Annotated in this window: 17 protein-coding genes; 5 read left to right on the top strand and 12 right to left on the bottom strand. The window is 53.7% G+C overall.

Annotated features, from left to right (window positions below; genetic code table 11):
- Positions 1-74: 74 nt before the first annotated feature.
- Genes J7I43_RS19460 through J7I43_RS19430 form a run of 7 tightly spaced genes read right to left on the bottom strand, consistent with a single transcriptional unit; the run spans position 75 to position 7,671 of the window.
- Positions 75-1,856 carry an ABC transporter ATP-binding protein gene (locus J7I43_RS19460; RefSeq protein ID WP_209147529.1) on the bottom strand — a complete coding sequence of 594 codons (1,782 nt, stop codon included), beginning with the start codon at positions 1,854-1,856 and terminating at the stop codon, positions 75-77.
- 57 nt (positions 1,857-1,913) lie between these two features.
- The gene (locus J7I43_RS19455; RefSeq protein ID WP_209147528.1) at positions 1,914-2,504 is read right to left on the bottom strand and encodes a hypothetical protein; all 591 of its coding nucleotides are present in this window, start codon (positions 2,502-2,504) and stop codon (positions 1,914-1,916) included.
- A gap of 2 nt (positions 2,505-2,506) precedes the next feature.
- Positions 2,507-4,051: a patatin-like phospholipase family protein gene (locus J7I43_RS19450; RefSeq protein WP_209147527.1), complete on the bottom strand. Its 1,545-nt coding sequence runs from the start codon at positions 4,049-4,051 to the stop codon at positions 2,507-2,509.
- A gap of 45 nt (positions 4,052-4,096) precedes the next feature.
- Positions 4,097-4,690, bottom strand: a complete 594-nt coding sequence (locus J7I43_RS19445; protein ID WP_209147526.1) for an HAD family hydrolase — start codon at positions 4,688-4,690, stop codon at positions 4,097-4,099.
- Positions 4,687-5,418, bottom strand: a complete 732-nt coding sequence (locus J7I43_RS19440) for an SDR family oxidoreductase (RefSeq protein WP_209147525.1) — start codon at positions 5,416-5,418, stop codon at positions 4,687-4,689. Before J7I43_RS19440 ends, J7I43_RS19445 begins: the two co-directional genes overlap by 4 nt.
- 25 nt (positions 5,419-5,443) lie before the next feature.
- The gene (locus J7I43_RS19435; protein ID WP_209147524.1) at positions 5,444-6,784 is read right to left on the bottom strand and encodes an FAD-binding oxidoreductase; all 1,341 of its coding nucleotides are present in this window, start codon (positions 6,782-6,784) and stop codon (positions 5,444-5,446) included.
- A complete protein-coding gene (locus J7I43_RS19430) occupies positions 6,784-7,671 on the bottom strand; it encodes a decaprenyl-phosphate phosphoribosyltransferase (RefSeq protein WP_209147523.1) in 888 nt (295 codons plus the stop codon). The genes J7I43_RS19435 and J7I43_RS19430 overlap by 1 nt, the downstream gene beginning before the upstream one ends.
- A gap of 106 nt (positions 7,672-7,777) precedes the next feature.
- Between J7I43_RS19430 and J7I43_RS19425 the strand changes: the two genes are divergently transcribed.
- Complete coding sequence (locus J7I43_RS19425; protein ID WP_209147522.1) at positions 7,778-9,415, top strand: hypothetical protein; 1,638 nt, start codon at positions 7,778-7,780, stop codon at positions 9,413-9,415.
- A 59-nt stretch (positions 9,416-9,474) separates the two neighbouring features.
- Positions 9,475-10,380, top strand: a complete 906-nt coding sequence (locus J7I43_RS19420) for an EamA family transporter (RefSeq protein ID WP_209147521.1) — start codon at positions 9,475-9,477, stop codon at positions 10,378-10,380.
- Here J7I43_RS19420 and J7I43_RS19415 read toward each other — a convergent pair whose 3' ends face one another.
- Together J7I43_RS19415 and J7I43_RS19410 are read right to left on the bottom strand one after the other, a co-directional pair.
- Positions 10,381-11,064: an MgtC/SapB family protein gene (locus J7I43_RS19415; RefSeq protein ID WP_209147520.1), complete on the bottom strand. Its 684-nt coding sequence runs from the start codon at positions 11,062-11,064 to the stop codon at positions 10,381-10,383. It abuts the gene before it with no gap.
- Positions 11,065-11,068: 4 nt separating this feature from the next.
- A complete protein-coding gene (locus J7I43_RS19410) occupies positions 11,069-11,317 on the bottom strand; it encodes a hypothetical protein (RefSeq protein WP_209147519.1) in 249 nt (82 codons plus the stop codon).
- A gap of 85 nt (positions 11,318-11,402) precedes the next feature.
- On the opposite strand from J7I43_RS19410, the gene J7I43_RS19405 reads away from it, so the two are divergent.
- Complete coding sequence (locus J7I43_RS19405) at positions 11,403-12,335, top strand: phosphoribosylaminoimidazolesuccinocarboxamide synthase (RefSeq protein ID WP_209147518.1); 933 nt, start codon at positions 11,403-11,405, stop codon at positions 12,333-12,335.
- Between the two features lie 76 nt (positions 12,336-12,411).
- Here J7I43_RS19405 and J7I43_RS19400 read toward each other — a convergent pair whose 3' ends face one another.
- Positions 12,412-13,749, bottom strand: a complete 1,338-nt coding sequence (locus tag J7I43_RS19400) for a DUF418 domain-containing protein (protein WP_209147517.1) — start codon at positions 13,747-13,749, stop codon at positions 12,412-12,414.
- Between the two features lie 180 nt (positions 13,750-13,929).
- Between J7I43_RS19400 and J7I43_RS19395 the strand changes: the two genes are divergently transcribed.
- Together J7I43_RS19395 and J7I43_RS19390 are read left to right on the top strand one after the other, a co-directional pair.
- Positions 13,930-15,726: an ABC transporter ATP-binding protein gene (locus J7I43_RS19395; protein ID WP_209147516.1), complete on the top strand. Its 1,797-nt coding sequence runs from the start codon at positions 13,930-13,932 to the stop codon at positions 15,724-15,726.
- A gap of 164 nt (positions 15,727-15,890) precedes the next feature.
- Positions 15,891-16,328 (top strand): DUF3276 family protein, encoded by a 438-nt coding sequence (locus J7I43_RS19390; protein ID WP_209147515.1) that lies wholly within the window; start codon positions 15,891-15,893, stop codon positions 16,326-16,328.
- 141 nt (positions 16,329-16,469) lie between these two features.
- Here the strand turns inward: J7I43_RS19390 and pgi are convergent, their stop codons facing one another.
- Together pgi and J7I43_RS19380 are read right to left on the bottom strand one after the other, a co-directional pair.
- A complete protein-coding gene (gene pgi / locus J7I43_RS19385) occupies positions 16,470-18,098 on the bottom strand; it encodes a glucose-6-phosphate isomerase (protein ID WP_209147514.1) in 1,629 nt (542 codons plus the stop codon).
- Between the two features lie 62 nt (positions 18,099-18,160).
- Complete coding sequence (locus tag J7I43_RS19380; protein WP_209147513.1) at positions 18,161-18,970, bottom strand: tryptophan-rich sensory protein; 810 nt, start codon at positions 18,968-18,970, stop codon at positions 18,161-18,163.
- Positions 18,971-19,043: the final 73 nt, after the last annotated feature.

Raw genomic sequence — 19,043 nt, 5'->3', positions numbered from 1 at the left:
TCGCGGCTTTTAATAACGTTTTGGGAGGGGGAAATATTGGGGATGGCGTCTATGATTGTTTCTGAGTTCCGCTACTACACCGTAAACTGCAACTCGCTCAACCCTTTATACAACCCTTCCGCGCGCTCCATCAGTTCTTCATGCGTGCCTTCTTCCACGATGCTTCCTTTGTCCATCACCAGTATCAGGTCGGCCCGGCGCACGGTGCTGAGGCGGTGCGCGATCACGATGGACGTTCTCCCCAGCATCAGTTTATCCAGCGCATCCTGTACCAGCCGTTCCGATTCGGAATCGAGGGCGGATGTTGCTTCGTCCAGTATCAATATGCGCGGGTTGCGCAGTACGGCGCGCGCAATGGCGATGCGCTGGCGCTGCCCGCCGGACAGCTGCACGCCTCTTTCGCCCACGATCGTGTTCAGCCCTTCAGGGAAGGAGTTGATAAACTCCCATGCATTGGCCTGCCGCGCAGCCGCTGCGATCGCTTCTTCGGAAGCGGATGGGTCGCCGTAGGCGATATTTTCGCGGATGGTGCCGCCGAAAAGGAACACGTCCTGCGGTACCACCGCCATCTGGGCGCGGAGGTCGGTGAGGGGGAAAGACTGCGCATCCTGCCCGTCGAAAGTGACCGTGCCGGAAACGGGGTCGTAAAAACGCAGCAGAAGACTGACGATGGTGGATTTGCCAGCGCCGCTGGGGCCCACCAGCGCCACCTGCCAGCCGGGCTGAACGTCGAAGCTCACGTTTTTCAGCACGGGAATATCTTTGCGCGAAGGATAATGAAAACTCACGCCCCTGAAACTGATCTCGCCGGAAATCGATGCCGGTACCAGGTTTGAAGGCACCAGGCGGATGTCTTCCACCGGCTCGTCGTGGATCTCCAGCAGGTTTTCGGAAGCGCCGAGCGCGCGCTGGATGCGGGTGTAGATCTCGGCCAGCCCGCTGATGGAGCCGCCGATGAAGCCCGTGTACAAAATGAAGGAAAACAAAGAACCTATGGGGAATTCATTGGGATTCGTCTCCATCAGCATCACCCCCCGCCAGATCACCGCTACCATGGCGCCGAAAAGACCGAGGATCAGGAACGAAACGAACGCGGCCTGGTAACTGCCCGCTTTTACGCCGGTTTTGGCGGCCTCGTTGGTCTTCGTTTTATAGCGGCCTATCTCGAAGCGCTCGTTGGCAAAGGCTTTTACATTGAAAATGCCTTGCAGCGTTTCTTCCACGATGGTGTTGGAATCCGCGATCTGCCCCTGCACCTGTTTGCTGTATTTGCGGATGAATTTCCCGAAAACCACCGCCAGCACGCAAATAGCGGGTACTATGGCAAGCATGAACAAGGTCAGTCTCCACGACGTGATCCACAACAGCACAATGCCGCCCACGATCACGATCACCTGCCGCAGAAACTCCGCCAGGGTAGTGGTGAACAGGTCCTGCAGCTGGCTGATGTCCGACGAAATGCGGCTGTTCAGCTCGCCCACGCGCCGCTCCGCGAAAAATTTCATGGGCAGGCGCACGAGATGACTATAGGTTGCCTGGCGCAACGATGCCAGCGTTTTTTCCGTCACGCTCACAAATATCCTGACGCGCAGGTACGAAAAAAGCGATTGTAATATCAGCACGGCGGCCAGCATCAGCCCCATCCGGTCTATTTCCGCGAGCAGCCGGCCTTTGTTGCCGAGATTGATCAGGTCGCCCAGCAGCTTGGGAAAGGCCAGGCTGGCGCTGCTGGATAATAATAACATGACGAGGCCGATGGCGAACTGCCAGCGGTAAGGTTTGGCGTATTCATATAATCTTAAAGCCCTGCGTATCCCTTCAAAGGTGATTTTGGCGCGCTTCTGCTCTTTCTCCATAAGTTGAAATTAATGCATTACTGATGGAGTAGACGAATGACGCGGGAAAATATTGTATCATTTTACTTTTCCCAGCAGCCACACCGCCAACGCGGTCTCCGCCAGGAGGGCCATGGCGTACGGCACGGTGGCCTGTTCGAAGTCTCCCGTCATCCAGAAGTAAAATGCTACCGGCAACGTCACGCCGGCGCCGGCATAGGCTAGGATAAACTTGGTATACACAAAAAAACTATATGTCCTGAACTGTCTGTCTGGCCCTGGTTTCCGAATCTTCCGCAATAGCCAGAGATTCTCAAATATGTCGCAAAGCCAGGCCACGCCCTGCAAAGCGCCCATCAGCCAGAAAAAATACACGCCGTTCCCGGTTTTATCGCCGAGCATAAAACAAAGCAGCGCAATGGTCGGGTAAAACCCGGCCATGAACAGGAAATCGACCCAAAGATGCAGCCGCACGGCCTTCCGCACGCCGGGCAGCATGTTCGCGATCATGGTGGTCAGTTCGTCGTCAGAAACAGGGAATTGCAGGTCGAGGATGTTGAACACGCGGCGCAGCCCGTCTTTATCGCGGAAAAAGAAACGCCTCGCGATGCGCGTCATCCAGATGGCGCCGGTCAGCAGAACCGTGTATGTGATGAGTAGATAAAGCATGGTCAGATGTTTCTTGCCCGTTTGTTAAGTCGTTCCCTCGCGTCTTTGTCTGAAGTATTCACTGCTTCGTGAACGATGATGCGCGCCTGTTTATATTCTTCCCATTTGAATTGCAGCAGGAAGTCGCGGGCAGCCTCCGCGCCGCGGATAAAAAGCTCTTTTTGTTTGTCTTCCGAAATATTAAAATCGAGCCAGTTGAAATCCGCAACTTTTATTACGCCAATGCCTTTGCGGAACAGTTTGTTCTTCAGCAAAAAATCCTTGTCGTAATAATAACGGATGGTGTTGAACAGTTTGCCAAGATAACTGCCCAGCCCCAGCTGGTCTGCCCGGTTCTGTGAAACGTCTTCCTCCGTGGCGTCGTCCAGCTCGATGCCGAACGTGGGCAGGCGCGGCACGATGATCTCCGGGTTGTAAAGGATGTTGATGGGGAAATTGGATAATACGCCGCCATCCACGAAACGCACGGAACTGGGAATGTCTTTCGGCTCCATCAGCAGGTGTTTCGCCCAGCTGGCCTTGATGTCCGGGTGCTCGCGCGGGATGTCGCGGATGATATGCGATTCGAAAAAAATAGGAATGCTCATGGAGGCGCGGACGAACTCTGCCGGGTGAAGCGAATCTTTGGTAACCCTGAACAGGTCCCACATGCGCGGGAACTCTATTTTATTCTGCGTGATGATGTCGGAAGTGATGAGCGTAATGTCCGGCACGAGGCCCTTGGTCGGATTGTCCCGGTAATTTTTATCGATGAAAGTGCTTTGAACGTGCAGCCCGGCGGGCGCCTGGCCTGAAACGCGCTCGAGGTCGCCGATGGTTTTTACGCCGTTCTCTTCCAGGATCATAGCCACCCAGTCCGTGAAATTTTTTCCCGGATTGATGCCGAAGCCCCTGTTTTTCAGCCGCTGGAACAGGTAAGCGCCGTAGCCGCTTGCCAGCCCGAACGCCATCAGCATAATGCCGGTCAGGATGTAAGAAGTGATGGCGATACCGTGAAAAACGGGGTATTTGGTGCGCAGTCCCGTTGCCACGATATCCAGCAGCAGCAAGGCTCCCAACGTAATGCCGATCCCTTTTGCGGCCTTGCGCAGCCGCGCGCCGAAATTCTCCGTTTTGATGATCGTTTTGATCAGTTTTTTTGCGAAAGGATGCCCGTCTACAAAATCAAAGAACGGTTTGTTGCAGAGATATTGAAGAATGCGCTCGGAACTGGTAAGGTTGTTCTTTTTGTCTTCCTTCACCACAGACATCAGCATGGTATTGATGGCGCCCGCGCTCGTTCCGGCCAGGCGCATGAACCGGATGCCGGTTTTTTCGAGGATGTAGGTATATCCCACCAGCGCCACACCCAGCACGCCGCCGCCTTCCTGTACCAGGTTTACATATTGACGGCCTTCCGCGTCGAAAGTATCGGAAACGATGAGGTCTTTGAAATTAAAACGCGGCCCGCCCGGACGGTCTGTTTTATCAGCGAGCTGTTCCAGTACCGCAATTACGCGGGGATGGCGCGTGAAGTCTTCAGGCGTAAGGTTTTTTCGTACAGGCATTGCAGTTTTTTTGGGAGGTAACAATGCCTGAAAATAATCAAATTTTTATTCAAATGCACGAAATCCGCGGTGTTGCGCGAGGGCCAGCATTTCGCGGTCGCCGCTGCTGTCTCCGTAGGCATAGATCGTCTGGAAAGTGGTGAGATGCACGGCTTCGCGGATGCGGCAGACCTTTTCGTTGCCGTTGCAGTTGAGCCCGGTGAGCAGGCCCGTCACGTGGCCGTTCTTCACTTCCAGCCGCGAGCCGAGAACCGGGATGCCCAGCGTTTCGCTCCAAGGCGCCACCCAGTTTTCCGCGGAAGCGGTAACGATGTACACTTTATGGCCTTCGGCCTGGTGCCAGGCGATGGCATTGAGCGCTTTGGGGCGCAGCAGCGCTGGAAGACGTTTGCTGCAGAATTCGTTGCATTGCTGCTGGAATTTTTCCAGCGGGGTATTGTTGAAGAAAAATTTCAGCACGATCTCTTTCATTTTCTGGTTGGCGATCAGCTTCAATTTGAACATCACCAGCAGGGGAGAGAGCAGCGCCATCCCCGCGTAAAAAACAACGGCTCCTTTCTGAAACCGGATGATCTCAAAAAGGGTGTCTTTACGGGTAATCGTGCCGTCGAAATCAAAAAAGGCGATAACGTTCTTCAAAGCTTCAGCTTTTTAAACATAAACTCGGGAACGCTGGTGATGATGAGCATGATATATCGCCAGAACCATTTCGTGTACAGCACGTTCTTCTTTTTGCCGGCGGCTTTGAAAATATCGTTGGCCACTTCCGCCGGTTTAGCTGTTAGCAAAGGCGGAAGCGTAAGGTGCTGGGTCATTTGCGTGTCCACAAACCCGGGCTGCACGGTCATTACGTGTACGCCGGCATGGAACAGGCGGTTGCGCAAACCGGAGAGATAAGCCGTGAAACCCGCTTTGGCGCTGCCATACAGGTAATTGCTCATCCTGCCGCGGTCGCCGGCCACGGAGCTGATGCCGATGATGGTGCCGCTGTTGCGTGCCGCCATGGCTTCGGCCGCCACGTTCAGGATAGACACGGCGCCGGTATAGTTGGTGTGAAGAATGCGGGAGGCTTCCTGCCAGTCTGACTGCCCTTTTTCCTGGTCGCCGAGGTAGCCGAACACGGAGATCACAACGTCCGGCTGCACGGGCAGCGATTGGTAAAACGAAGGATGCGAATCGAAGTGCAGCGCATCGAACGCGTGGGACGTAGCGGTAACCTGGTGGCGGATCTTCAGGTCCCGCTCCAGGGCGTGCAGCTGCGCGGGATTGCGGGCGGCCAGTTGAATGGAATAACCGGCGGAGGCATATTTTCGGGCGATGGCAACGGCCATGTCTGAACCTGCGCCTAAGATCAATACGGTAGGCATATAAGGAATTACGTAGTTGTCTGTGTTAAGAATTGGAGCCGTAATCAAAATGCAGGCGGTCGCTTTGCACGGAACGGAACTTTCCGCCGGGATTGTAAGCCTGCACGATGCTCTCGAATTTACGCGCGTTGGGATAGCTGTTCCAGAACACTTCCTGCTGCATCCGCGCGTCTTTGCTCAGGTACAGCCGTCCGCCGTATTCCAGCACCAGTGCGTCCAGCTCGTCAAGAAAAGCGAACAGGCCTTTGCGCACGGGGAAGTCCAGCGCGAGGGTGTAACCTTCCATGGGAAAGGAAATGAGATCGTCCTGGTGACCGAATACCTTCAGCACCGCGAGGAACGAGCCCCAGCCTTTTTCGCCGATGCGGCGCAGGATGGCGGTAAGACCGTCTTTTTGCGCCAGCGGCAGCACGAACTGGTATTGCACGAAACCGTCTTTCCCGTAGCCGCGGTTCCAGTGGTGGATGGCGTCCAGCGGGTAAAAGAAAGGTTCGTACGGCACTACGTTCTCGATCACGCGTTTGTAGTTCTTGGCGTAATACAGCGCGTTGAATGTTTTTACGGTAAAATTGTTCAGCACAAAACCCGGCAGGTTGAAAGGCACGGTGAGTTTGCCTTTCATGGGCAGCTTGAGCGGCGCGGCACGTTGTTTTTCGTTCAGCTCGTACGGTTTTGCGTGCTCGCCCACGATCAGGATGCTGCGGCCGAAGCTGTCGCCTTTCTGGAGACAGTCGATCCAGGCCATGCTGTAAGTGTAATGTTTATGTTCGTCGAACAGGCGGATGATCTCGTCCAGGTTTTTGGCTTTGATCTGTTTCTGTTTGATATAGGCGGTCTCTATCTTTTTCAGCCTGAACTTCACCGTGGAAATAACGCCGGTGAGGCCCATGCCGCCGCAGGTAGCCCAGAATAGGTCGGTTTCCTGCGAAGGGGAGCAGGTGAGGAGGCCTTTGCCGGTAAGCACCCGCATGCTGATGATATGATTGGAAAAACTGCCTTCCGCGTGATGGTTCTTGCCATGCACGTCAGACGCTACGGCGCCGCCTATGGTAATGAATTTGGTGCCGGGGGTAACGGGAAGGAACCAACCTTTCGGCACGGTGATGTCCAGCACCTGGTCCAGCGTGATGCCGCTCTGGCATTCGAAAACGCCTTCGGCTTCGTCAAACGCAAGTACTTTATCGTAACGGAGGGTGGAAATGCTGTGTTCGCTGAGGGAAGCGTCGCCGTAACAACGGCCGTTGCCCCGGGCAATGATGTGCTCGTGGGTGTCAACATACTGCTGCAGCTGCTCTTCCACGGAGAAGGCGGCTTCCTCGCAGTCCAATGCGGGGTAATTGCCCCAGTTTGATAATTGTTTTCGCATTATTCAAAAAAACTTTTATTCGTCGGTAAATAAATGATCACATAAAAGCTGAGGATCCACAGGAGAATGGTTATTTGAATAAAGCGGTCTTTGTATAGGATTTTTGTGGGAGAACCTGTATCGTTGTCCACGTAGGTTATTTGCAAATATCGCATTAATCCGGCAATTACAAAAATACTTGTGTAATACAGCCGGTAGGTATTGAAGCGCTGCATGGTAGCGGGCGCCATGGTGTACATGATGTACGCCACGATGATCACCGCGGAAACCAGCGCCAGGGAAACGTTCAGGAAATCCATGTTATAACCTTTCGACGCTTTGCGCATATCCTTGCCGGTGGCGGTTTTCAGCACAATGTCGTCCCGCCGTTTGGCGATGGCCATAAACAGCGCCAGCAGGAATACCATCAGCATCAGCCATTCAGACACGGCAATGTCTGTAAGCACGCCGCCCGATTTTACGCGCAGCACAAAACCCGCGGCCACGATGAAGATGTCGAGGATGGAAATGTTCTTCAATCCGAAAGAATAAGCCATATTCAGCGCAAAATAAATGCCGAGCACAAATGCGAACTTGAGATTGAGCGCCGACGCGCCGGCAAAACCTGCGGCCACGAGCAGGAAAAATATCGCGAGCCCCGTTCCCGGAGACACGGCGCCCGATGCGAGCGGGCGTTTGCTTTTGGTAGGGTGCGCACGGTCCGCCTCGATATCCCGGTAATCATTGATGATGTAAATGCTGCTCGCGATCATGCTGAAACAGATGAACCCGAGACCGGCAACCAGTATTTTTTCAAAATCCCATATCTCACCTGCAAAAAAAAGTGGGATAAACATGAAGAGGTTCTTGGCCCAGTGTTTTGGCCGGAGTAATTTGATATATTGCACGGGGATTACACATTAATGCGTCGCAAAATACAACGAATCTGAGGATTTGTCATTACTTTTAACCCCTTAATTATTAAAGTATTGTTATTTATAAAAAATCCCAAATATGAATCTGCCAGCTCTTTCGTCACGTAAAGCGTTGATCCTGGAGAGTTTAGTGATCATCGTTCTTGCGCTTGTTCCATTGTTTGTCACATTTCCTTACCGCGTGAATATCTTCCTTTCGTGGGAAGGCGCGTACCGCATTTCGGAGGGCCAGATGCCTTACCGCGACTTCGGGCTGCCGCTCGGTTACGGCTACTGGATCGTTCCCGCGCTGTTCATGAAGATCTTCGGCCCGCAACTGATCACGCTCGTCAAAGCCCAGGTATTGCTGAACATCATCGGCGGTTTTTCGTTCCGCGCCATCCTCCGCAACCTCAATGTTGCGCCGGGCATCCACGTGCTGGCCGTACTGCTGTTCGTTATTTCGTATTCCTTTTTTAATTTCTGGCCCTGGTACAACAATACCGTGATCATCTACCAGCTGGCGGGCCTGGCGTTCCTGTTGTACGCGCTGCGCGCGGACGCCCGGTGGAAATGGTTTTCTTTATTCGCGGCGGCGCTGTTCACTTTCCTGAGTTTTTTCACCAAGCAGGATGGCGGCGGATTGGCGCTGCTGCTGGCGCTTGCGCTGCTCGCGTATCACAGTATCGTTGAAAAACGCTGGCAGGAACTGGCGGGTTTCGTTGGTTTTTACATCGTGGTGGCCTGCGCGTTCATCCTGCCGTTCGTGCCGCACCGGTTCGGTTACTGGTTCAACCACGGCCAGCCGCCGCACAGCTCGCGCCTTTCGCTGCACGACATCATCAACGAATTCCTTTACCAGTCGCAGTGGCTGAAATTTTATTTCGTGGCGGTGCTGCTGGTGACCATCCCGGCGCTGCGCGACTGGAAAACGCTGTGGCGGAACAAACAGCAGATGCTTTTCCTGCTGCTCACGCTCGGCATTTTGGTGGAAGCAACATTGTTCCAGGTAACGAGTTATACGCCGCCGGACAATAACATCTTTTTCCACAGCTTCGCCTTTGCGTATATTTTCGCCGTGCTGGCGCCGATACTGGGGCTGCAAACGGAGCAATGGAAAACTTTTGTGCTCAGCGCCGTGCTGGTGCTGTTCTGGTGGTCCGGCGCCTATTACCGGTACATCGGCCGCATCGTGGACCGGGTGTTCCCCGCGGAGAACAATGCCGAAGCGATCCGTACCGGCCCCACCGGCGAAAACCTGGTAGGCCGCGCCAATTACCAGTTCACCACCGATACGGCAGACGTGCCCGTGTCGCAATGGGTATTTTCTTCCCTGCCCGAATTTCATAAGATCTATATGCCCGCTTCCACGAAAGAAGGGATAGACCGTGTAATGGCGCTGCCCGAAGCAAAAAAAGGAAAGGACGCCAAAGTGCTGAACCTTTCCGAGCTCACCCCGCTGGACCATGCCATCGGTTATCAGCTGGAAACCGGCCATAATATCCCGCTCTGGCATCACCTGGGCGTGGGAATGTTCAACAGCCAGCTGCACGATTACGTGGAAAAGATCCGCAACAAACATTACGACCTGGTGCTGTACGAAGACATGCCCAGGCATAACAACTTCTTCCCCTGGGTTATCCAGGATGAGCTCAGGCAGCACTACCGGCAGGTGGATAGTTTCCTGGCGCCCCGGAGACCCACTACCAGCGCAACTATCAAGGTATTTGTAAAATAACGTGTAAGTTTGCGCCCATTATCCCCGGCGGTCTGTTCCGCCGGGGAAGTATGGAAATCATGAAATCCGGCTCCAATAAAACTAAGCTCATACTGGCCCTGTGCCTCGTATACGTACTCTGGGGTTCCACTTACCTCGGGGTGAAGATCGTAACGGAAGTGCTGCCGCCATTTTTCCTGTCCATCGTCCGTTTCATTTTTGCCGGCAGCATTATGCTGGCGATCGGTTTTGCGGTGGAAAAAGAAATGCCCACCCGCAGGCAATGGCGTAACGCCGCGTGGATCGGCGTGCTGCTGATCGGCATGGGCAACAGCAGCGTGGCCCTGGCGCTGAAATACATGCCTTCCGGGCTGGTGGCGCTGTTCATCGCCGCTTTGCCGGCGTGGTTCATCGGGCTGGACTGGCTGTTTTTTTCGCGCGAGAAACCGAAGCCGCTCACGCTTTGGGGGCTGGTACTGGGTTTTGTGGGACTGTTCTGCATCTTCGATCCTTTTTACCTCGTTCACCCGGATACGGTCGTGCGTAATTATCCGCTGTGGCCGATCCTGGTGCTCACGGCGGGCTCCATTGCATGGTCCTTCGGATCGCTGTTGTCGCCGCGGCTCGATACGCCCAGGCAGTTGACATCTTCGGGCATCCAGATGCTTTCCGGCGTGGTTTGTTCGGTTATGCTCAGCGCTGCGCTGGAGCATGACCAGTGGGAGGCTTTTAATGCGATGACGACCCGCACCTGGACGGCCATTGCTTACCTGGTGGTGTTCGGCTCGCTGGTGGGGTATACGGCTTACAGCTGGCTGGTGAACAATGCGCCGGCGCGGCTTTCCGCTACGTATGCATATGTGAACCCGGTGGTGGCGCTTATCCTGGGCTGGATATTCCTGGGGGAGACGCTGAACACGCATGCGTTCATCGGCTCCGCGATCGTGATCGCGGGCGTGGTGCTGATGACGGTCAGAAAAAAATGATCATTTGGCCAGTTCCACGTCGAACTGTACCACATCGGGGTGTTGCAGCAGGTGGTCGTTCATTTCGGAGATGAGCCTGTTCGGCCCGCTTATTTCGTATTTCCCTTCATAAATCACTTCACCGGTCTTTTCGTCCGTCTGTTTGCCGGTGGCAAGCCGCGTGAATTTCAGCTGGTGACCGCTGAAAAGCGCTTCCAGGGCTTCCTGCGAGAGGTTAAGCTGCCGGTATTTGACGGCATAATATTTCCTTTCACGGCGGTTCACGATCATGTCTTCCGCATAAGAAAACATCCACAGCACCAGCAGCGTGATGACCACGGCGCCCGCGGCGGTGATGTACTGTCCCGTGCCGATGGCCATGCCGATTGCGGCGGAGATCCAGATCACGGCGGCGGTGGTGATGCCGTCTATCGTAAAGCCCCCGCGGAAGATCACGCCCGCGCCGATGAAACCCACGCCGGTAAGGATGTTGGAAGCGATGCGGTCTGCCGAAACGCCTTGGCCGATCTGCTGGCTGAGCATCGTAAAAAGCGCGGAGCTGAGACAGATCAGCGAAATAGTGCGCACCCCGGCGGCCTTGCGGTGGATCTCCCTTTCGAGGCCCAGCAGGAAACCCGCCAGCGTGGCGGCGGAAAGCCGGATGATCATCACATCGGCTATTTCATGAGATATTTCCATCATCATAACATCAGCAGCTTTTGGGCACGGGTATGTTGTTAACGGCAATAAGCCTGTCCAGCCTGATCACCAGCCCGTTATCCGCCAGCAAATACTCTGCCTTGTTTAATACGTAAAGGTCTTTTATGCTGGCGGACAATTCATGCTCAACGCCTTCTTCGTCGTAAAACCGCAGCAGGCACACGGTATGCATGGTGGCCCAGGCTTCCAGGCGGTCGTAATAATCGCAATTGATGGGCGTATAAACGGGCTCGGTCATTATTCTCAAAATTTGCTTTGTAAAATTAAACCTGACTGAAGTATTTTTGCTGCACGAAACAGGTAATCTATTAAAAAAAACCGGCATGTTAGAGTCTACATTTAAATTTCCTGACCAGACAGCCTTTTATAAAGGTAAGGTAAGGGACGTATACACCATTGAGGATAAATGGATGGTAATGTTTGTGAGCGACCGTATCTCCGCGTTCGACGTGGTGCTGCCGCGCCCGATCCCGTACAAGGGCCAGGTGCTGAACCAGATCGCGGCGATTATGCTGGACGCAACCAAAGACATCGTTCCCAACTGGGTGAAATCCGTACCGCTGCCCAACGCTACCGTGGGCCTGAAGTGCGAGACCTTTCCCGTGGAAATGGTGGTTCGCGGCAACCTCACCGGCCATGCATGGCGCACGTACAAAAGCGGCAAACGCGAGTTGTGCGGCGTAGCCCTGCCCGAAGGACTGAAGGAAAACGATTATTTCGCTTCCCCCATCATTACGCCCACCACCAAGGCGCATGAGGGCCACGATGAGGACATCTCCCGCGAAGAGATCATTTCCAGCGGTCTTGTTAGCAAAAAAGACTACGAACAACTGGAGAAATACACGCTGGCGCTGTTCCAGCGCGGCCGCGAACTGGCTGCCAAACGCGGCCTGATCCTGGTAGACACCAAATACGAATTCGGCAAGATCGGCGATACCATCTACCTGATCGATGAGATCCACACGCCCGATTCTTCCCGTTTTTTCTACGCGGAAGGTTACGAGGAAAAACAAAAAGCCGGCGAGGCGCAGAAACAGCTGAGCAAGGAATTCGTACGCGAATGGCTGATGGAGAACGGCTTCCAGGGTAAAGAAGGGCAGCAGGTGCCTGAAATGACCGACGAGTTCGTGGCAAGCGTAACCAACCGCTACATCGAGCTGTTCGAGAACATTACCGGCCAGCAGTTCAAGAAGGAAGACGTAAGCAAGGAAGATTCCGAGAAAAAGATCATCGAAGTACTGAAAGGGATGAAATAAGCCTGGTATGACATAACAACGAAAGGGAGCGGGATACTGCTCCCTTTTTGTATTTTAAAAACATGAAGTCACTAAGTTATCGTTCAATAACCGGCGTATTGCGTTTGAACGGTTGTTTCCTCCAATAAGTGAGGCTTCGCCATACCCATTCGAAAGGCCCGAAGCGGAAGTATTTCAGCCAGATGTTGCTCGCAATGACCTGGAACACCCACACGCCCGCGGTAATAACGTACAGCTGGTACCGCTCCAACGCGCCATACCAGCGCAGGCCCACGCCGTAAAAAATAAAACCGCAGATGATGCTTTGCATCAGGTAGTTGGTGAAGGCCATTTGCCCCACGGCGGCCATGATCCTGAAAAACCATTTGGCCGCGCCGTATTTGTACAGCAGCATCAGCAGCCCCAAATGCCCCATCAGCAACAGCACCCGCCTGATCTCGTACCAGCTGATGTACATCGTATCCGCCAGGTGGGTGTTGTCGAAATTCAGCCGCAGCGCGCTGCTAAGCTGCCAGTAATTGAGCGGCAACCCGATGGCGTATCCCGCAAGCATGAGTTTCCAGTAAAACGACGGCGGTTTTGCGCCCGTGAGCACGCCGGTGCGGTAGAGGTACATGCCGAGGAAAAAACATACCATCAAGTCCCAGAAAAAGAACCCGTACACGCTCATTTTCTGGAACTCCGCGTTCCGCGGGAAGATATGTTTCAGCACAGACGTGAAGCCGCCACGGAAGGCTTTTATTTCTTCCTTCGCTTTTTTGGACAGCTCCGCCGGCGTATGTTCTTTTTTGTATTCTTCCCAGGCTTCTTTTTCTTTTTTCTGTTTTTCGGTGAGCGTTACTTTTTGTTTTTCCAGTGCCAGGGCCGCTTCGCCTTTCACGCGTTTGTTTTTTTGTTCATACAGCTGCGTGGTGCCTTTGAAAGTGCCGATGGCGAGCGCCGCGATGGCGACGATCAGCAAAAGGCGCGGTTTGGCGTGCCGGAAAGGGTAGAGCACCAGTCCGCCGAGCGCGTACACGAGCAGCACGTCTCCGTTCCAGAGGAAAAGGTTGGCGTCGATGAAACCGAAAACGAGCAGCCACAGCAACCGCCGGTAGTAGATGTCTGCGGGGGAAATATCGCCTGGCGGGCGTTTTTCGAGCCTTTCCAGCAGCAGGATGCAGCCGGCGCCGAAAAGCATGCTGAAAAAACCGCGCATGGTGCCTTCGAAAAAGAGGCGCACGATCCACCAGGTGTAATAATTCGGGCCGGAAAATTCGTTGCGCAGCCGCAGGTCGAAATCCCACATCCAGGGCATTCCGAAATAAGGGATGTTCATCAGCAAAATGCCGCAAAGGGCGATGCCGCGAAGGCTGTCGATGATCTGTAATCTTTCCGATTGCTGCAACGGAAGGGCATATGGGGGCGTCGACATATAAGGCCAGGTTTTCGGGTGGGGTAGCGGGTTTTATTAAATATAGGGAAATTCTTTCATGCAGCGTTGAAAATGCTGTTGAAATGCAGGGCAATCGCTACATTTGTAAGGCATTTATTGCAACGGGAACAACAAACGATAACCGGCATTTCCGGTGCATTGGCCATTGAAAAAGACAGCATGAAACATCTCGCGGCGCTCAACAAATATTTTGTCAAATACAAGTGGCATTTCCTGCTGGGAATGCTTTTTACCTCCATCTCCATCGTTTTCAGCGTGTTCCAGCCCATACTGGTGCGGCAGATCTTCGACCTGCTGGAGCAGAACCTGAAAAATTACGGGATGATCAGCGATTCGTCGCTGAAAGCTCCTTTCCGTTCGGTATTTTCCGGAACGCTGGCGTTTTATGGGCTGTCTATCCTCGGCATGGCGCTGTTGAGCGGGTTCTTTATGTTCCTGCAAAGGCAAACGCTGATCGTGATGAGCCGACATATCGAATACGACCTGAAGAACGAGATCTTCCAGCAATACCAGCGGCTCGACCTCAACTTTTTCAAAATGAACCGCACGGGCGATATGATGAGCAGGATCACGGAAGACGTGTCCCGCGTGCGCATGTACGTTGGCCCTGCGCTGATGTACGCCACCCGCACGGTGATCATGATGGTGATCATCATCTGGCTGATGTGGTCCGTAAACCCGGTGCTTACGCTGTACACCCTCAGCCCACTGCCTTTGCTGGCGCTCACCATCTATTTCGTAAACCGGGTGATCCATACCAAAAGCGAGCGCATCCAGTCGCAATTGAGCAATATTACTTCCGTGGCGCAGGAGAACTATTCGGGCATCCGCGTGATCAAATCTTACGTGCAGGAAGAGCCGAGCGCGCTGCATTTCGAAGAGGCGAGCGAAGCGTATAAGAGAAGCTCCATCAGCCTCGCGAAAACCGACGCGATGTACCAGCCCGCGATGATGCTGATGATCGGCCTGAGCGTGATACTCACCATCTTCATTGGCGGTGTGCAGGTGATCGACGGCAACATTACGGTGGGCAACCTGGCGGAGTTCGTGTTGTATGTGAACATGCTCACCTTCCCGTTCTTTTCCATCGGCTGGGTGGCTTCCATGATACAGCGGGCGGCGGCTTCGCAGCAGCGCATCAACGAGTTCCTCGACGAAAAGCCGGACATTCATGACAAGCCCGATGCCCGCGCGGTGACGCTGGAAGGGGAGGTCCGTTTTCAGCATCTTTCGTTTACCTATCCGCATACAGGTATACAGGCGCTGAAAGATTTCGATCTGACCATCAAACCGGGGGAAAAAGTAGCGGTGATCGGCCGTACCGGCGCGGGGAAATCGACCCTGGCGCAATTGCTGATCCGTATGTACGACCCGCAGGAAGGCAGGATCCTGATCGACGGCAACGACATCCGCGATCTGAAACTTTCCGTGCTCCGCAACCAGATCAGTTATGTGCCGCAGGACGTGTTCCTGTTTTCCGATACCATCACGAACAACATCCGTTTCGGCGAGCCGACCGCCAGCGAAGAATCCATTCACCTGGCCGCGCGGCAGGCTTCCGTCGAAAAGGACATTCTCAACCTGCCCGAAGGTTTCAGCACGGTAGTGGGAGAGCGGGGCGTAACCCTCAGCGGCGGCCAGAAACAGCGCGTTTCCATCGCCCGCGGGCTGATCCGCAACCCGAACATTTTGGTGTTCGACGATTGCCTTTCAGCCGTAGACGCCCGCACCGAAAAAGAGATCATCGGCAACCTGTACGCTTACCTGAAACATAAAACAGCCATTATCATCACGCACCGCATCTTTTCGCTTTTTACGTTCGACAAGATCATCGTGCTGGACGAAGGAAGGATGATCGAAAGCGGAACACATGAAGAATTATTGTCAAGGAATGGGTATTATGCCGAGTTGTACGCCCGTCAGCAAACGGGGGAGGAAGAGCGCGTAAACGAGTAAATGTCATTGCGTTGTAAACCGCTACCATCAAGCTTTGCGCGAAATATAAGATGATTTTTCAAAATCATTTAAAATTATTTTGATATTTGTAAAACAATAGTATATTTGTTGATTATTGATCATTCAAACAGGATTTGATTCGTTAACACTTAAATCTATCAACTGTGGCGTACGAAAACAACAATCAACAGGAAAGAAACAACGACAGCATCTTTTCCAAGCGATTGAAAGCGGGCAAAAGAAGAACTTATTTCTTTGATGTAAAAACTACTCGGGGCAACGATTACTTTCTCACTATCACCGAAAGTAAAAAACGTTTCAACGACAACGGTTACGACAGGCATAAAGTATTCCTGTACAAAGAAGACTTCAACAAGTTTCTCAATGCTTTAACCGAAACCATCAATTATGTTAAAACAGAATTGATGCCCGATTTCGACTTTGATGCTTACAACCATGACTATTCCGAATCCCGCGAAGACGAGCAGGATGGCGAAGGCGTGGAAGTTGCCGCACCTGTTCACGCACAACGCTCCGAAGTGCCGGCCGAAGCTGAAGCTGAAGCACAGGCTCCCTCCGGCGAGGATGTGGACAAATGGTAATTTATTTCTTTCTACCTGTCAACTGATAAGATACTTAACCTCCGGAATTCCCGGAGGTTTTTTTATGTCTTCAAACGAGCAACAGAACAAAAAGCCCCGGCATGCACCGGGGCTTTGTTGTAAAACATATGCACGAACGTTCTAAGACCGCCAGTGTTTGTATGCATTGATAAGGCCGTTGGTGGAAGAATCATGGCTGGAAACATCACCGTCGCCCGCCAGTTCCGGCAGTATCTTGTTCGCCAGCTGTTTGCCCAGTTCCACGCCCCACTGATCGAAACTGTAAATGTTCCATATCACGCCCTGCACGAAAATTTTATGCTCGTACATCGCGATCAGCGCGCCGAGGCTGTACGGCGTGATCTTTTGCAGCAGGAACGAATTGGTAGGACGGTTGCCGCTGAATACCTTGAACGGCACCAGCTCTTCCGGCGTGCCTTCCGCGCGCACTTCTTCGGCCGTTTTCCCGTTCATCAGCGCTTCGGTCTGCGCGAAGAAATTACTCAGCAGTTTCGGGTGATGGTCACCGATGGGATTATGGCTGATAGCGGGCGCAATAAAATCGCAGGGGATCATTTTGGTGCCCTGGTGAATCAGCTGGTAGAACGCGTGCTGGCCGTTGGTGCCAGGTTCGCCCCAAACCACCGGGCCGGTTTGCCAGTCCACCGGCTTGCCGTTGCGGTCCGTGCTTTTACCGTTGCTTTCCATATTGCCCTGCTGGAAATAAGCGGCAAAACGGTGCATGTATTGGTCGTACGGCAGAATCGCCTCAGACTGCGCGCCGAAGAAATTACCGTACCAGATGCCGAGCAGCCCCATGATCACGGGAATATTGCGCTCGAAGGGTGTGTCGCGGAAATGAACGTCTGTATGATGCGCGCCCTGCAGCAATGCGGCGAAATGCTCATACCCGACGGTGAGCGCGATAGACAGGCCGATGGCGCTCCACAGGCTGTAACGGCCGCCCACCCAGTCCCAGAAAGCGAACATGTTCTTCGGGTCGATGCCAAAGGCGGTTACCGCTTTTTCGTTGGTAGACAATGCCGCGAAATGCAGCGCGATATCTTTTTCGCTGCCGCCGTTGTCCAGGAACCATTGGCGCGCGGTATGCGCGTTGGTCATGGTTTCCTGCGTGGTAAAGGTTTTGGAGGCGATGAGGAAAAGGGTTTCGTCCGCCTTTACTTTTTTCAGGGTTTCGGCGATGTGCGTACCGTCTACATTCGACACGAAATACGGCTGGATGCCTTCCACCCAGTAGGGTTTCAGCGCTTCGGTGACCATCACGGGGCCAAGGTCAGACCCGCCGATGCCGATATTGACGATATAACGGATACGTTTACCCGAAAATCCTTTCCATTCGCCGTTGTGCACGCGGCGGCAGAAATTTTCCATCTGGCTGAGCACGGCTTTCACATCGGGCATCACGTCTTTGCCGTCGAGCACTACTGGCCGGCCGGATTCGTTGCGCAGCGCGGTGTGCAGCACGGCGCGGCCTTCGGTGGCGTTGATCTTTTCAGCGCCGAACATGGCCTTCACGGCATCGCCCACCCTGCATTCCGCCGCCAGCGCCAGGAGGTGCTGCATGGTTTCGGCGGTGATGATATTTTTGGAATAGTCGAATAGGATATTTCCGAACTGCAGGGAGAACGACTTGAAGCGGCCGGGATCGGCGGCGAAAAGGGCTCTCATCTGCGTCTGGGCCATGGCAGCGGCATGCGTCTGCAGCTGTAGCCACGCTTTGGTAGTGGCAGGATGTACGGATGGGAACATAATGTTGTCTGTTAGATTCACTCAAAAATAAGCAGGCATCCTCAAAGATGAAAGAGAACATTTCAGATGAGCGGCCGTTTGCGCAATAATTGCATGAGCAAGCTCAGCACCAGCACGGCGATCACCAGCGTGCCCGCAGCGATAATGGGAGGGGAATCGCGGGTGAGCGCGGCTTCGCGCTTGAGGATGATGCCGTAAAAGCCCCAGATGCACGCCAGCCCGTACCAGGTATTGTTGTGCCGGAAGATCATGAACAACGCGGCCACCGTGCCTATTATCATGGCGATGATGGTCCAGCCCACCTGGCTTACGCCCCAGCCGCTCCACCCGATGGATACGAGGAAAGCGAAAATATTGGCGATGGTGGCGATGCTGATCCACCCGAGGTAGATGCCGAAAGGGAAGTGGATGAATATTTTTTCGCGCAGCGGCGCGCCGGGATGGGCTATACGGAAATTGGCGCTGATCTTGCCGAGGGTGAACAGGATGAGGAACATAAACAGCAGCGACAGCCAGATGAGGTTGTAATGCCAGGCGAACAGCCAGCAGGCGTTGCCGAGGCAATTGAGCAGGAACCAGTATTTCATGCGCACGATAAATGCGCTCAGCTCGGCTTCATGGCCTTTGGAAAACGACAGCCACAGCTGGTAACCGGCAAACGCGAGCAGGCCCAGGTAAATTACGCTCCATACCGAAAAAGTAATGTTGGCCGGGGTGAACAGGTTGGGGTATCGTTTCGAAATTTCCCCGGTAGTAAGGCCGTTGAGTGTGGAAGTATTGGCCATAACATTCACGCCGATCACCACCAAAAGGGCGATCAGGTTAAAAGAGGTCTGCTGCCTGAAGTGGGGTATGCTCATACGGGTTTCCATGTTGGGTCAGGATTTGGTTTGAGTTCCAGCAAAAATCTTTCCATTCCTAATTTACGCATTAAAAATGAACCGC

Origin of the sequence: Chitinophaga chungangae (assembly GCF_017742215.1) — a bacterium.
Taxonomy (GTDB): Bacteria; Bacteroidota; Bacteroidia; order Chitinophagales; family Chitinophagaceae; genus Chitinophaga; species Chitinophaga chungangae.
The sequence above is the reverse complement of the archived record's forward strand: the minus strand, read 5'-3'. Positions and strand labels throughout refer to the sequence as shown.

Coding starts and splice junctions, on each gene's coding strand:
- J7I43_RS19460 (WP_209147529.1), bottom strand. CDS start 1,856: ATGGAGAAAGAGCAGAAGCGCGCCAAAATCACCTTTGAAGGGATACGC.
- J7I43_RS19455 (WP_209147528.1), bottom strand. CDS start 2,504: ATGCTTTATCTACTCATCACATACACGGTTCTGCTGACCGGCGCCATC.
- J7I43_RS19450 (WP_209147527.1), bottom strand. CDS start 4,051: ATGCCTGTACGAAAAAACCTTACGCCTGAAGACTTCACGCGCCATCCC.
- J7I43_RS19440 (WP_209147525.1), bottom strand. CDS start 5,418: ATGCCTACCGTATTGATCTTAGGCGCAGGTTCAGACATGGCCGTTGCC.
- J7I43_RS19435 (WP_209147524.1), bottom strand. CDS start 6,784: ATGCGAAAACAATTATCAAACTGGGGCAATTACCCCGCATTGGACTGC.
- J7I43_RS19425 (WP_209147522.1), top strand. CDS start 7,778: ATGAATCTGCCAGCTCTTTCGTCACGTAAAGCGTTGATCCTGGAGAGT.
- J7I43_RS19420 (WP_209147521.1), top strand. CDS start 9,475: ATGAAATCCGGCTCCAATAAAACTAAGCTCATACTGGCCCTGTGCCTC.
- J7I43_RS19415 (WP_209147520.1), bottom strand. CDS start 11,064: ATGATGATGGAAATATCTCATGAAATAGCCGATGTGATGATCATCCGG.
- J7I43_RS19410 (WP_209147519.1), bottom strand. CDS start 11,317: ATGACCGAGCCCGTTTATACGCCCATCAATTGCGATTATTACGACCGC.
- J7I43_RS19405 (WP_209147518.1), top strand. CDS start 11,403: ATGTTAGAGTCTACATTTAAATTTCCTGACCAGACAGCCTTTTATAAA.
- J7I43_RS19400 (WP_209147517.1), bottom strand. CDS start 13,749: ATGTCGACGCCCCCATATGCCCTTCCGTTGCAGCAATCGGAAAGATTA.
- J7I43_RS19395 (WP_209147516.1), top strand. CDS start 13,930: ATGAAACATCTCGCGGCGCTCAACAAATATTTTGTCAAATACAAGTGG.
- pgi (WP_209147514.1), bottom strand. CDS start 18,098: ATGTTCCCATCCGTACATCCTGCCACTACCAAAGCGTGGCTACAGCTG.
- J7I43_RS19380 (WP_209147513.1), bottom strand. CDS start 18,970: ATGGAAACCCGTATGAGCATACCCCACTTCAGGCAGCAGACCTCTTTT.